General features: G+C 63.4%; 13 protein-coding genes. 12 read left to right on the top strand and 1 reads right to left on the bottom strand.

All coding sequences use genetic code 11. The features are described from left to right. The first annotated feature begins 8 nt into the window (after positions 1-8). From ACK5L9_RS23000 to ACK5L9_RS22945, 12 genes are all read left to right on the top strand, one after another. A complete protein-coding gene (locus ACK5L9_RS23000) occupies positions 9-830 on the top strand; it encodes an outer membrane lipoprotein-sorting protein (protein WP_416913783.1) in 822 nt (273 codons plus the stop codon). Then, the gene (locus ACK5L9_RS22995) at positions 827-1,522 is read left to right on the top strand and encodes a hypothetical protein (protein ID WP_416913782.1); all 696 of its coding nucleotides are present in this window, start codon (positions 827-829) and stop codon (positions 1,520-1,522) included. Before ACK5L9_RS23000 ends, ACK5L9_RS22995 begins: the two co-directional genes overlap by 4 nt. Continuing rightward, positions 1,512-2,375 (top strand): tryptophan synthase subunit alpha, encoded by an 864-nt coding sequence (trpA, locus tag ACK5L9_RS22990; RefSeq protein ID WP_416913781.1) that lies wholly within the window; start codon positions 1,512-1,514, stop codon positions 2,373-2,375. The genes ACK5L9_RS22995 and trpA overlap by 11 nt, the downstream gene beginning before the upstream one ends. Then, entirely contained in the window at positions 2,368-3,264 is an 897-nt protein-coding gene (locus tag ACK5L9_RS22985; RefSeq protein WP_416913780.1) for an AfsA-related hotdog domain-containing protein, read from the top strand. The genes trpA and ACK5L9_RS22985 overlap by 8 nt, the downstream gene beginning before the upstream one ends. 20 nt (positions 3,265-3,284) lie before the next feature. Further along, on the top strand, positions 3,285-4,589 hold the full coding sequence (locus ACK5L9_RS22980) for a protoporphyrinogen/coproporphyrinogen oxidase (protein WP_416913779.1): 1,305 nt from the start codon (positions 3,285-3,287) through the stop codon (positions 4,587-4,589). A 27-nt stretch (positions 4,590-4,616) separates the two neighbouring features. Further along, complete coding sequence (locus ACK5L9_RS22975) at positions 4,617-5,945, top strand: MFS transporter (protein WP_416913778.1); 1,329 nt, start codon at positions 4,617-4,619, stop codon at positions 5,943-5,945. 67 nt (positions 5,946-6,012) lie between these two features. Then, a complete protein-coding gene (locus ACK5L9_RS22970; RefSeq protein ID WP_416913777.1) occupies positions 6,013-6,744 on the top strand; it encodes a flavodoxin domain-containing protein in 732 nt (243 codons plus the stop codon). A gap of 149 nt (positions 6,745-6,893) precedes the next feature. After that, positions 6,894-7,631, top strand: a complete 738-nt coding sequence (locus ACK5L9_RS22965) for an ABC transporter ATP-binding protein (protein ID WP_416913776.1) — start codon at positions 6,894-6,896, stop codon at positions 7,629-7,631. A gap of 1 nt (position 7,632) precedes the next feature. Continuing rightward, positions 7,633-9,024: an ABC transporter permease gene (locus tag ACK5L9_RS22960; RefSeq protein WP_416913775.1), complete on the top strand. Its 1,392-nt coding sequence runs from the start codon at positions 7,633-7,635 to the stop codon at positions 9,022-9,024. A 30-nt stretch (positions 9,025-9,054) separates the two neighbouring features. Then, positions 9,055-9,843: an outer membrane lipoprotein-sorting protein gene (locus ACK5L9_RS22955; RefSeq protein WP_416913774.1), complete on the top strand. Its 789-nt coding sequence runs from the start codon at positions 9,055-9,057 to the stop codon at positions 9,841-9,843. A gap of 116 nt (positions 9,844-9,959) precedes the next feature. Next, positions 9,960-11,420, top strand: a complete 1,461-nt coding sequence (locus ACK5L9_RS22950; RefSeq protein ID WP_416913773.1) for a hypothetical protein — start codon at positions 9,960-9,962, stop codon at positions 11,418-11,420. Positions 11,421-11,463: 43 nt separating this feature from the next. Beyond that, positions 11,464-12,219 (top strand): MipA/OmpV family protein, encoded by a 756-nt coding sequence (locus tag ACK5L9_RS22945; protein ID WP_416913772.1) that lies wholly within the window; start codon positions 11,464-11,466, stop codon positions 12,217-12,219. Here ACK5L9_RS22945 and ACK5L9_RS22940 read toward each other — a convergent pair. After that, the coding region (locus tag ACK5L9_RS22940) for a glycosyltransferase family 39 protein (protein WP_416913771.1) at positions 12,203-13,393 on the bottom strand (1,191 nt) is incomplete at its 5' end. The genes ACK5L9_RS22945 and ACK5L9_RS22940 overlap by 17 nt on opposite strands.

Raw genomic sequence — 13,393 nt, 5'->3', positions numbered from 1 at the left:
CGGTCGGTTTGACCGGCCCGGTATGCGCGGCTGAACAGGATCCAGCCGCCTATGCGCGAGAGATCATGCAGATGGTCGAAGACCGACCGGACGGCACCGATTCCTATGCGCGCACGACCATCTCGATCACCGACCGCTTTGGCGAGACGAACTCGGTCGAGATTCTGCGTTTTCGCCATGATTTCGGGCCGGAGAATCGCGATCAGTACACGTTTTCACTGATCACCGACCCGGTCGAGATGGCCAATACGCGGGTGTTGACCAAGGACTATCACGACATCGACCGGATCGACGATCAGTGGATCATGATTCCCGGCATAGACGAGGTGAAACGCATCGCGGTGGACAGCTATACGTCCAAGCTGATGGGATCCGACATCACCTATGGCGATCTTTCCACCCGCGATCTGGACAATTACGACTTCACCCTTGAGGGCGAGGAAAAGGTTGGCGACTGGGATACGACTGTCATCAGCTTTGTCCCCAACACACAGGAAGAAATCGACCGCTTTGGTTATGTCCGGGGTAAGGTCTGGGTTGATACCAACTCTTTTCTGGTCGTGCGGTCGGTGTTCGACATGGTCCAGCCCGGCCAGTCCAAGCTGTTCATGACGCATGAGATGGCGTTCGTGGACGGATTCTGGACGCCTCTGGACATGACATTCGTGACCCAGATTGACGGCAATGTCAGCTCATCCACCCGGATGCGCCTTTTCGACATGCGTTTCGACACCGGTATCAGCACCGATCTGTTCACCGTCGAGGCCCTTCAGGGGGTTGCGACCACTGACCAGCTTAGCGCGGCGGCATACAGCAAAGGGCAGCCATGAACCGGATCAAGATCTGCGGCATCACGAACGAGGACGATCTGACGGCGCTGGCCGGCTTTCCAATCGCGCTGTACGGGCTGTGGCATCGCTGCGGGGGTGCGCATGACCTGGAGTTGCCGCAACTGCGCGATCTGGCGCGGGACGGTGCGGGACAGGGTACGGCCCGGCCCTGTCTGGTGACGTTCGAGGCCGATCCCGCACGGCTGGTCGAGGTGCTGAACGTCACCGGCATCCCGGCGCTGCAACTGCACGGGTTCTGCCTTCCCGCGCAGTTGCGCGCAATCTGCAAGGCCGTTCGCGGCATCGGGCGCAGAATCGAGATCCTGAAAGTGCTGCACATGAATGGCAGTCATTGCGCCGAGGGACGGCTGATCGACGCTTATCGTGATTGCGACGTGGACGGCTTCATCCTTGATGCGTTCGAGGGGCGCCGCGCCGTCGGATCGACCGGGCATCCGGTCGACCAGAAAGCGGCGGTTGCGCTGATCCCGCGTCTTGCCCCCGTTCCGGTCATGCTGGCCGGGGGCGTCGGGCCGGATCTGCTGCGCTGCGCGCAAGGCAGCGGCTTTGCCGGTTTTGACATCGACAGCGCCGCACGTGAGGACGGCCATATTTCAGCCCGAGCCATCGGGGCGCTGTTCGCGGCCTTGGCCGGGCGACAGCGGAAAGGGATAGGCAACGATGCAGCATGAGGCCGGAAACCCCGTCAGGAACCATCTGGACCGTATGCGCGGGGCCGGACAAAAGGCCCTGTGCCAGTTCCTGATCGCTGGGGATCCGACGCCCGAACTGGCCGGGGAACTGGCCATGGCCTCGGTTGATGCCGGTGTTGATCTGGTCGAGTTTTGCATCCCCTTCCTGCGTTCGATAACCGATGGCCCGGTCATTCAGGCCGGTTATGACCGGGCGCTGGCGGGCGGAATGACCACCGCGCGCGCGCTTGAGGCGATGTCTCAGCTTGCGCGGCATGTGCCCGTGGTCCTGCTGGCGGATTATCGGGCCACGATTGCCGGGATGGGGGTCGATCCATTCCTGTCTGCCGCCGCCGATTATGGGGCGGGCGCGGTGCTGATGCATGGCCTGCCGCCGCTGTTGCAGGACAGCGCCTGTGCCGAGGCCAAGGCGCGCGGATTGGGCGTTGTCGCGACCGCCTATCCGCAATCCAGCGACCAGACGGTCGCGGTCTCGGCACGGCGCGGCAGCGCCTTTCTGTATCTGGTCTCGGGCTATGGCCGCTCGGGTGCGAAGGGAGGAGGGCGGACTGATGCCGATCAGCTTGCCACCCATGTCGCCCGGATGCGGGCGGCGGGGGCCGGGCCGGTGGGCGTTGGTTTTGGCATCCGCGACGCCGACGATCACCGCGCCGTTTTTCGCGCTGGCGCGGATCTGTCGATCACCGGATCCGCCCTGACCGCGCTGGTGGCAGAACACGGGCACGACCCCGGCCGCCTGCGCCGGGAATGGACAGCGGCCCTGAACGGGATCGCGCAGGCCAAGCAGGATTGGGCATCCCCCCAGCCAGACCGGAGGAACCACCATGTTTAACGCCTTCAGGCGCCTTACCCCTGTCAATCAGACCGTCCGGACCGGGCCGGCTTCGGGCGACAAGGCCCATATGTCCGGCGAGGTGATCGTCGATCAGGACCACCCATTCTTTTATGATCATCCGCTGGACCATGTTCCCGGTCTTTTGCTGATCGAGGCCGCGATGCAGGCCGGTCAGCTTTGGGCAGAGAAATATGCACCGACAGCGCATCTGACATCCTTGTCGGTGCGGTTCCGCCGTTATTGCCTGCATGGCCGCCCGGTCCACTGGGCGCTAAGCTATCGCGACGGCAGCGGTCGCGACCGGCTGCAATTGCGCTTGGCGCAGGGCGACATCGCGCGGGCCGAAATCGATCTGGCCCTGACGCCCGGAACGCTGGCGAATGACAGTAATCCGACGACTCCTTTGCCCGCGCCTGACATGCCGTTGGTCCCGGCCGAGGCTGCAAGGCTGGGCAAGCATGATCCGGCCAATATCATGATCTCGGCCCCGCAGCCCGGCCCGACGGACAGCCTGTCCTGGCTGCTGCCCGCGCGCGAGGGGAACATGCTGGCAGAATGCGCCGACGACCGGTACTGGCACCCGCTTTACCTGCTGGAGGCCTGGATGCAGATGCTGCGCCACGCCAATTCCGATCCTGATGCACCGGCTACGGCACGGATGCGCGACATTCTGGCGGGGCTTGACCTGCGGCTGTTCGCGCCGGTGCCACGCGATGCCCCGATTGCACTGACCGTTGCCAACCGCACCATCGTCGAAGACCGCTTCATGACCCGCAGCGGCACCATCGGGGCAGGGAACCGCCTGTTCGCGCGTGTCCGCATGCTGAGCGCACAGGCCGGGCGTCCCGGCAACAGTCAGGCGGCCGGCGCACGGGTCAAGGGCTGACCGAACTACAGGAGATTGCGATGAACGAGCAAATTCACGTCATCGGTGCCGGGATCACCGGACTGGGCGCGGCGCATCTGATCGCGCGTCACGGCGGCGACAGCATCGTCTGGGAGGCTGCGGCCGACCCCGGAGGCCGCGCCGGATACCACATGTGGCAAGGCGAATGTCTTGAATGGGGCGGCAAGAACTATGCCTCGGACTGGCGCATCTTCAACAGTTTCATCACGGAATTTGGCCTGACCGAGCGTGACCGCCAGCATCCGAATTTCCATATCGTCCTGAACAATCGCCTGATTGGACTGGAAAAGAAAACCACCCTGAAATCGGCGTTGCGAATGTTGTGGAATATCGGCCCCGTCGCCTCGATCGAGTTCAACCGACTGATGGCCGAGGCCCGCCGCCATGCCGCCGACCTGAACTATACCGATGGGCTGATCGAAGAGGTCGAGGCGCAATATGACGGTCTGCCCGTCTCGGGGTTGTTTCACCGCAATCTGGCCAACGGACCGCTGCGCATGTTCTCGATCATCATGGGCGGTGCCGAACCCGAGGAAACCTATCTCAGCCAGATCATGTTGTTCCTGTCCAGCTTTGGCAAGGGATCGCACCATTCCGTGCCGGGCGGGACCAAACTGGTGTTTGACGAATTGTCCCTTGGCAAGGACATGCGCTATGGCGCGCGTCTGACCCGTATCGAGATCGTGAACAACCGCCTTCAGGCGCTGCATTTCGACGAGGGGGGGCAAAGCCGCGTGGTTCCGGCCCGTCAGGCGCTGGTCGCGTTGCCGCTGAACCAGTTGCTGCCGGTGCTGGACCTGCCCGACGACGTTCGGGCCGAGGCGCAACTGATCCGCTATTTTCCGCTGGCGCTGATCAATGCGATCTATGACGAACCGGTATTCACACCCCAGATGAACTCGATCATGTTCGATCCCGGCTCGATTCTCGGGCATTGTTCCGCCAACCGGATGTATCGACCGAACCATGTCCGCTTTACCCTGTCGGGCCGCGCGGCCCGTCAGGTGTTGCACTATCCCGACGAACAGTTGATCGACATGGCCGAGCGCGATTTTGCCCGCTTTCAACCCATCCCCGGCAAACGCGAATATTTCCACGTCAAGCGGCATATGGGCGGTATCTGTGCCTATGCGCCGAATTTCACCCGGATCAAGCGCCGGTTGCTGGACCATATCGCGACAATTGGCGGGCTTGAAATCGCCGGGGATTATCTGGACGGTCACAACATGGAGGGCTGTCTGACCTCGGCGGAAAAGGCTGTGAACCGGATGCTGGGGCGGAATGACGTCGAGACGGCTGCCTGAGTCGCAGGCGGCAAGGAGGACGACAAGATGTTTCTGCTGACTCTTCCGCGCAAGCCGCGCCCCGTGCCGGTCCGGTCTTGGCTGGCCCGGTTCCGGCCGGGTCATGACGGGGCGATGGACCGGCAGGCCGCGCTGCTGTGGTTGGCCGTCGGCCTGTCCGCCTGCGCGGTTCTGGCGGGTTCGTCGCTGGCACCCGCGCTGGTGGCCATCAGTCGCGCAATGGGGGCCGATGATGCGTTGTGGCCTCGGCTGCTGGTCTCGTTGCCGGCGCTTGGGGTGCCTTTTGGCGCGGTGCTGTATACGCGCCTTGCCAGCCCGGCGATGGATCGCGTGATCCTGCTGGCGGCGCTGTCGGCCTATGCGGTGTCGGGCGTGCTGGGCGCATTCGTGCCGCAGCCGGGGGTGATGCTGACAGCGCGTTTTGCGCAGGGGCTGACCATCGCGCCGCTGATGCTGATCGCGCTGCGGATTCTGGCGGCGGGGCAGGAACCGCAGCGGAACATGGCGCTGCAATCGACAATGATGACGGCGGTGACGGTGGTCGTGCTGCTGGCCTCGGGGGCGATGGCGGCGATCGACTGGCATCTGCCTTTCCTGCTGAACCTGTTGCCGCTGGCGCTGATCCCGGCGGTGCGCGTGCTGGTTGCCGGGGGGCAGCCCGCAGCGGTGATGCGGCCCGCGCCTGCGTCGCAGCAGGCCGCGACGCAGGCGGGGGCGGGGGCCTTTCTTGTCGGGCTGCTGCTGGCCTTTCTGGCCATGGCGACCTTCTTTGCGATTCCGACCCAGATGCCGGGCGCATTGGTGCGCGGCGGGTACGAAGGCAGCGGGCTGGCCGCGCTGGTGATCGTGGCCGGAGTGCTGGCGGCCTCGGCGGGCGGACTGGTTCTGCGCCGGATGCAGGCCGCGCTGGCGCCTTCGCTTATGCTGCGGTTTGCATGGGGCTGCGGGGCCGTGGGTTTTCTGCAACTCTCCTATGGCGCGAATATGCCGCTGATCTTTTCGGGCGCGGCTCTGGTCGGCTTCGGGTTCGGCATCACCTTTCCTGTGCTGAACCACTGGGCCGCGACCGGAGCCTTCGGGATGTCGCGCCCCAAGGCGATGGGGATGATCACGGCGGCGTTCCATCTGGGCCAGTTTGCTGCGCCCCTGCTGGGGGCCGCAGCTTTGCGCGGAGGGGACGGGCAGGGGATTTTCATGCCTTACCTGGCTTTGGCGGCGTTCGCCTTTGGCTTTGTCTGGTACGAGGCAGCCCGTGTCGATCAGGCCGCCAATCCCCAACGCCCCGGACAAGACAGGGCGATTTCCGATCACCGCGCGGCGCAGGATCTGCGGCATCAAAGCCGCCCCGCCGCGTGACAACCCCCGAAGTTTCCAGAGGGACAGTACCAAAAACCGATCTTTTATACTGAAAGAAGAGTTTTCCATGTCCAGAACACAAAACAACCGAAAGCTGAAAGAGACAAGCCGCCGCCATCTGCTGCGCTATGGCGGGGCGGCGGCGGGGCTGGCCCTTGCGGGAACGCTGGCCTATCAGTTCCGCGCGATTACTCCGGCGCGATTTCCCAGCCACCCGCTACGGGCCAGTTCGACCTGGGCACCGACACTGCTGGTCGTCTATGGCTCGATGATGGGTTCGACCGGGATTCAGGCAGCCGAGATGGAAAACGTCGCGCAGGCGGCTGGCTGGTCCACACGGCTGGCGCGGGTGGATGAACAGCCCGATCCGGCGGCATTCGATGCGGTGATCATGGGTTCGGCGATCCGCGCGGGCAGTTGGCTGCCGGAAATGCTGGATTGGGCACAGCGCAGCGAGGCGGCCATTCTTGCCCGGCCCCACGCATTGTTCCAGTGTTCGATGCGTTGCGCGGGCCTGCGGCGCGACCAGCCCGATCACGGCCTGACCGAGGCAGATACCGCAGCCCTGAAAAGCGACCTTGACGCGCTGCACGCCGCCGCGCCGGGACTTGCAGATGCCCCGATAGCTTTTTTCGGCGGCGTGCTGGATTACGACCGCCTGACGCCGCCTTTGCGAATCGGTTATCCCATCGTGTCGGGCAGTCTGATGTCGGGCGACTATTCCCGCCCCGAACAGAACCGCGCCTATGCGGAAACCGTACTGAACGGGCCTGATTTCAAGGCTTTGGTCAAGTCTTAGCCCCGCTTCGAAACATTCGGAAACACCTGCACACATCCGCAGCATCGCAAATTACCGATAGGCCCATCATGACAAACTGCGCCTTGGCGGGCGCTGCTAGTTTGGCGCCCGGAACCGGAAGAATGCCAATGGGAGGCATAAGAACAACCATGCAACACTCTGCCAGTATTCAGGTGCAGCAAAGCCGGCCAGTCGAGACATCAGAGGGCATAGCCTGCCGGGTTTCGGACGCGGTCAAACAATACCAGATGGGCCAGACCACGGTGAATGCTCTGAACGGGCTTGATCTGACCATTCCCGGAGGCGAATTTATCGCCATCGTGGGGCCCTCGGGGTCGGGCAAGACGACGCTGCTGAACATGCTGGGATGCATCGAGATGCCCGATCGCGGCAAGGTCGAGGTCTTGGGTCATGACGTCTCGATGCTGTCTGATGGCGAACTGACTCGCCTGCGCCGCGAGAATATCGGCTTCATCTTTCAAAGCTTCAGCCTGATCCCGGTGCTGTCCGCCGCCGAAAATGTGGAATATCCGCTGATCCTGTCTCATGTCCCCGCGGCCGAACGCCACCAGCGCGTCGCCGTGGTGCTGGAACAGGTCGGTCTGGGCGACCGCGCCAGACATGTGCCGGGCGAGCTGTCGGGCGGCCAGCGGCAGCGCGTTGCCGTCGCGCGCGCGCTGATCAAGAACCCGCGCATCGTCATCGCGGATGAACCGACCGCCGCGCTGGACAGCAAGACGGGGCAGGATCTGATGAAGATGATGCGCCAGATCCAGTCGGAAATGGGAACGACTTTCATCGTCGCGACACATGACCCGGCGGTTCAGGCATTTGCCGACCGCAGGCTTACGATTGTCGATGGACGTATCGTCAAGGACGCTACCTGAGATGCAGAATTTTCGTATCGCGCTGCGCAACATCTTTCGCAACAAACGCCGGACCTTCATGGCGATGGCCTCGATCATTGTCGGCGTCGTCGCGCTGGCTTTGATTTCGGGTTTTGTCGCGACCATCCGCTATTCGCTGTACACCTCGATCGTCCGGGCCGAGGGTCATGTCCAGATCATGGCCGAGCACTATCTGGACCTGGGCTCTTCGAACCCCGGCAAGTTCTATGTCGAGGACTGGGAGGGGATCGCACGCCAGCTTGAGGCCGATCCCGAACTGGGGCCGCAGATTTCGGTGATCGCGCCGATGCTGACCGTGGCGGGGGTCGCCGGGAACGCGGAAACCGGTGCCTCGCGCAGCTATATGGGCGCGGGCTATCGCGCGGATCTGTTCGCCGCGATGCAGGAATGGGATAATTTCAACCTGCGGCTTGACCGTGCCACGCTGCCGCTGGACCCCGAGGATCCGGATGTGATTCTGGTTGGCGTCGGGCTGGCCCAGCAATTGCAGATTTGCAGCAAGCTGAACGTGCCGGGCTGTGTCGATTACGACGTGGTCGATGAACCCGAAGGCGAGGCCGATGCCGAGATCGCGGATCTGGGCGATCTGGTCTCGGACGAGCTGGCCGTGGACAATGCCGGGCACGAGGGGATGCCGGTCGTCGATCTGATGGCGGCGGCGGCTTCGGGTGCGCCGAATGCGCGTTCCGTCTGGGTGGGCGGCATTGCCGAACAGGCGCGGCGTCAGGCGGATAATTCCTATGTCGCGATGGACCTGCGCACGGCGCAGAACCTGATCTATGAGGATCAGAACCATGTCTCGCATGTGATGGTGCAGTTCAGGTCGAACGACTTTGCCGCGCGCGGGCTGGAACGCATCCGCGAGATTCTGGCCGATGGCCCGCAGCGGCTGGATGTGCTGGAGCTTGAGAATTTCAACGAAACCTTTACCCGCGTGGTCGGCATGTTCACCGTCATCCAGATGTTCATCGGCATCGTCGTCGGTCTGATCATCCTGTTCATGATTGCCAACACCATGGCCATCGTCGTGATGGAGCGCGTGAACGAAATCGGGACGATCCGCGCCCTGGGTCAGACGCGCGGCGGCGTGCTGCGCCTGTTCCTAATGGAGGGCGTGCTTCTGGGTGCGCTTTCGGCGACGGTCGGTCTGGCCGTTTCATGGGTGGTGATTCTGATCGTGAACAATTCGGGACTTTCCTTTGTCACGCCGACCTCGACCTCGCCCATTCCGGTGCGCATCCTGTTCACCGAGGCACCGGCCACTGTGGCCGGAATCTGGCTGATGATCACCGCCGTGGCTACCTTGTCCTCGCTGTTGCCAGCGCGCAGGGCCGCCCGGTTCCGCATCGTCGATGCATTACGCTTTGCCTGACAGATCCCCGTATTGTCGAAAGGGAACATCATGTTTGAAGATCTGAACCGACGTCACTTTCTGGCCGGGCTTGGGGCATTGTCGCTGACTGCCGCCCGCCCCGCATGGGCCGCCTCGGCCGAGGAAATCCTGGCCGCGACCGACCGGATGCGCAATCCGCAGCAAAGCTTTCGTTCGGCCATCACGATCACCGAATATATCGGGGGTCGCAAGAACGACCAGATGCAGATCACGGTCTATTCCAAACCGCGCCGCAGTGACGGGCAGTTCCGGTCCATCGTGCATATCGACGCGCCCAAGAAGGATGCGGGCAAGGTGATGCTGCGCGATGGCAAGGATCTGTATTTCTACGATCCCGACGCCGCGAACACGATCCGCATCTCGCCTCAGCAGCGGTTGCTGGGGCAGGCGTCGAACGGCGATGTCATGACGACGAATTTCGCGCGCGACTATACCTCGAAACTGGTCGGGCAGGAAAATATCGAGGGCGCCCGCAAGGTGGCCTATAATTGCTATTCGCTGCAATTGCGCGCGCGCGGCGGCTCGGCCTTTTACAAGTCCATCGACTATTGGGTGGATACCAAGACCATGCGCCCGGTGAAGGGCCGGTTCTATTCGTCCTCGGGCAAGCTGCTGAAAATCGCCTTCTATGACGATTTCCGCTCGGCCATGGGGGCGACACGGCCGATGAAGGTGTCGATTGTCGATGGCCTTAATTCCAGCCGGGTCTCGGTCATGGCCTTTGGCCGCTTTGCCCCGATCGAGATCCCGGATTCGTGGTTCCAGAAAAGCTATCTACCGCGCTTTCAGAAGCCGTGATCTTGGGGGACAGGATGAGTGTTCGGATAACAGTAACAAGTGTGACGGCCGCCCTTTTGTTGCCTTGCGCGGCCTTGGCCCAAAGCGATGCGGATCTGTTGGCCGGGATCCCCGGCATGGAACCCGAGATCGAAGAACCCGCGCCATCCGCTGACAGCGATGCCGACCTGCTGGCGGGGATTCCCGACAGCGAGCCGGTGCTTGCGGATGCGGCGGGCGGCGGCGGCGATGCCGATCTTCTGTCGGGCATTCCCGACAGCGATTATGCGGCGGACGAGGCGGCGTCCGGGATGCTGCCCGCCGAAAGCGACGCCTCGGTCAGGCTGGATCAGGGGCTGCGCTGGCATCTGGATACCAGCGTGACGGGCTATGACCGGCGCACCCCCTTGCCCGATCCGGGCAATGACCCGTCTACCGCCACGGGCCGCGCCCGGATTGTCACCGAGGGCGGCTTTGCCCTTGGTCCGGCAACCACCCTGCGGCTGAACGCGGCGCTGAGCGGGCGCATCGATTCGGGCGACGGGTTCGATTTCGACGACGATGCGCGGTTCGACCTGCGCGAGGCCTTCATCCTGCACCAGACCGGCAATTTCACCTTTCAGATCGGGCGGATCAATATTCGCAACGGCGTGGCGCAGGGGTTCAACCCGACCGACTTTTTCCGCGCGCTGAATGTCGATCAAAGCCCCAACCTTGACCCCGGCGAGGCGCGGCTGAACCGTCTGGGGGTGGTGGCCGCGCAGGTTGGCTATCTGTGGGACAGCGGCGCGGCCAGCCTGACCTATACGCCCGAGATCACCGGCGGCAGCGACTGGTGGCATGATCGCGATGTCTGGGGGCTGCGGCTGAACGCCACCAACCCGCGCGACCGCTTTCTGCTGAGCCTGACGCAGGAATTTGGTGACGGTTTCTCGCCCGAGGCGTTCCTGTTCTTCGACGATGGCGAAGTGACTGGCGGGCTGGCCGGGTCGGTATCCATCGGCGACCGCTGGCTTGCCTATGCCGAGATGACCCATGGTCAGGGCCGCAGCATTCTGGACAGTTCGCTGCGTCAGGCGCGACGGATCGGCCGGCTGGCTCCGCCCATCGCCGCAGCTTATGGTGATGGTGACGACAAGACCGGGATCACACAGGCGGCGTTGGGAATGTCCTATACCTCGTCCACCAATCTGGTCGCGACGGCGGAATATCACTATAATGGCGCGGGTTTCGATGATGACGACTGGGACAATTACTTCGATCTGGCCCGCGCCGTCGAGGGTAATCGCCCCGCCTCGGCGCAGCTTGCGTCGATGTTCCTCTACGGTGCGTTCCGGCAGGAGCCGCTGTCAAAACATTCGTTGTTCTTCCGTGTGGCCCAGAACGATCTGGCCGATGGCAAGATGACGGTCAGCGGCTTGTCCACCGTCAGCCTTGCGGACGGGTCGGGTTCCGCGCAGGTCGAGGCCGCCTATGAACTGTCCGACGACATGATCCTGACGGGACGTCTGGGCGGAACCTTTGGCGGGCGCGAGACGGATTTCGGGTCGCGATCCAATCAGGCCTTCGCGACCGTGAAGATGGATTTCCATTTCTGACCAAGGAAAAACCCCCTCCAACCCTGATAATGAAGAGGTTTTCATGAAATATTTGCTTCCATTGCTTTTGCTTGCCGCACCGGTTCAGGCTCAGGATCTGGATCTTGGCTACAGTGATCGTCAGTTTTCCTTCGATGTCGGAATTGGCGCGTCGTATCAGCCGAAATATCCCGGTGCCGATGATTCCGAAGCACGGCCCTGGCCGATCTTTCGCAATGTGGTCGTTTCGCACGGGCCGGCCAGCATGGACACGGTCGAGGACGGTTTTTCCATCGCCCCCAGTTTCCGCGTGCTCAGTTCGCGCGACCGGGACGATGCCGATAACGGAGAGCTGGACGGCCTGAACGAGGTGGACGCCTCGTTCGAGGGCGGGGTCAAGCTGCGCTATCGTGTCGGGCCCGCCTCGGCCTATGGTACGCTGCGCTATGGTTTTCTGGGCCATCACGGCTTTACCGGGGAAATCGGCGCGGATTATTCCTTTGCCCCCGCGCCTCGCGTCGTCCTGACCTTGGGGGCCGAGGCGGGATATGGCGACAGCGATGTCAATGACACCTATTTCGGCATCTCGCAGGCCGAAAGCGTCAGGTCGGGTTATCGCGCCTATGATCCGGGCAGCGGCTTTAACAGCGCGGCGGCCTATCTGGCGGTGCGCTATGCGCTGACCGACAGGACCGCGCTGGTGGGCGAAGTCAAATATGTCAAGCTGATCAGCGATGTGGCTGACAGCCCCATCGTGCGGGACGACAGCCAGCCGGTCGTTCAGATCGGCATCGTCCGCCGCTTCAGCCTGGGTCTTTGATCCCCGGCGCGTCTGGCTGGCCTGCCCCAGCGCAGGCCGTCAGCGGAACGGCCAGAACCCCGGCCAGATCGTCGCCATGCTTGCGTTTCATGGCGATACGGTCGGGGTTCTGCCCCGCCGCAGGGCATAGCCCATGCGAGGCGGCGAGTTGCAGGACCGGGCCGGGGATGCTGTCATCTGCGGTCACGGCGATGGCGGGCAGCGGAATGCCCTGAGGCAATCGCGGCATGTCGGGCGCGGCATAGATCGGGCCCGGTGCATACAGCCTGAGATTGGCAAAAACGGCATAGTCTGACAGCACGATGCTGCGCGGGCCGAAATCCGCCTCCAGTTGCCGTGCCAGACCGGCATAGTCGTAATCGCTGCGGCGGTTGATCCATGTGCTTTGGTACCATTGTGCGGGAATGCTGACTGCAAGGATCAGCCATGCCAGCCCGACGATCCGCCCCGCCGCCTGCGGATGCAGGGCGCAAAGCCCTCCGGCCAGCAGCGGTGCCAGCGGCACCACCACCGGCAGCAACCAGCGAGAGATCACCCGGGTCGAACTTGATCCCAGCAGCAGCGCCAGCCAGATCGCCAGAAACAGCCCCGCGCACAGCAGCACCGTCCGTTGCGCATCGCTGCGGATCTGCCGGATCAAGGCACTGAAATCCCCGCGCAGCAGGACGGCGGCGACGATCAGCGGCAGGACCAGCAGCCCCAGCAGCGCCGTCGCAAAACCCGCCACCGCCCGCAGATATACCAGCAGCAGCCGCTCGTCGGGCCGCATCTCGAACCGGGTGGTCAGGGCCGTGACCGCGTCAGGATGCTGGATCGCCCAGATCAGATGCGGGGCGGTGACGATCAGCATCGCCGCCAGCGCCAGCCCGATCCGCCGGTCGGCCAGCGGGGATTTTCGCCCCGCGACCATCAGATCCGCCCCGATCAGCGCCAGCAGAAAGATCGCCGCGTTGTATTTTGACAGGATCAGCAGCCCCGCCAGCAGCCCGAACAGGGCAAAATGCGGCCATGCCGCCCGGCGCAGGCGCAGCCAGCAGATCAGCGTCCAGGGCAGCAGCGCCAGCAGCAGCGCCGTGTGGGAATAGTTGCGCTGCACCTCCCAGAATACGTCCTGCACCAGCAGCAGCGAGAACATCGCCGCCACCGCCGCCTGACGCGGATAGCCAAGTCCCTG

Origin of the sequence: Paracoccus sp. (in: a-proteobacteria) (assembly GCF_047973135.1) — a bacterium.
GTDB lineage: Bacteria > Pseudomonadota > Alphaproteobacteria > Rhodobacterales > Rhodobacteraceae > Paracoccus.
This window is presented reverse-complemented; position numbering and strand designations above follow the sequence as displayed.

Excerpts from the sequence above, each read along its gene's own strand:
- ACK5L9_RS22965 (WP_416913776.1), top strand. The coding sequence starts at position 6,894 with ATGCAACACTCTGCCAGTATTCAGGTGCAGCAAAGCCGGCCAGTCGAG.
- ACK5L9_RS22970 (WP_416913777.1), top strand. The coding sequence starts at position 6,013 with ATGTCCAGAACACAAAACAACCGAAAGCTGAAAGAGACAAGCCGCCGC.
- ACK5L9_RS22985 (WP_416913780.1), top strand. The coding sequence starts at position 2,368 with ATGTTTAACGCCTTCAGGCGCCTTACCCCTGTCAATCAGACCGTCCGG.
- trpA (WP_416913781.1), top strand. The coding sequence starts at position 1,512 with ATGCAGCATGAGGCCGGAAACCCCGTCAGGAACCATCTGGACCGTATG.
- ACK5L9_RS22960 (WP_416913775.1), top strand. The coding sequence starts at position 7,633 with ATGCAGAATTTTCGTATCGCGCTGCGCAACATCTTTCGCAACAAACGC.
- ACK5L9_RS22955 (WP_416913774.1), top strand. The coding sequence starts at position 9,055 with ATGTTTGAAGATCTGAACCGACGTCACTTTCTGGCCGGGCTTGGGGCA.
- ACK5L9_RS22950 (WP_416913773.1), top strand. The coding sequence starts at position 9,960 with ATGGAACCCGAGATCGAAGAACCCGCGCCATCCGCTGACAGCGATGCC.
- ACK5L9_RS22980 (WP_416913779.1), top strand. The coding sequence starts at position 3,285 with ATGAACGAGCAAATTCACGTCATCGGTGCCGGGATCACCGGACTGGGC.
- ACK5L9_RS22945 (WP_416913772.1), top strand. The coding sequence starts at position 11,464 with ATGAAATATTTGCTTCCATTGCTTTTGCTTGCCGCACCGGTTCAGGCT.
- ACK5L9_RS22995 (WP_416913782.1), top strand. The coding sequence starts at position 827 with ATGAACCGGATCAAGATCTGCGGCATCACGAACGAGGACGATCTGACG.
- ACK5L9_RS22975 (WP_416913778.1), top strand. The coding sequence starts at position 4,617 with ATGTTTCTGCTGACTCTTCCGCGCAAGCCGCGCCCCGTGCCGGTCCGG.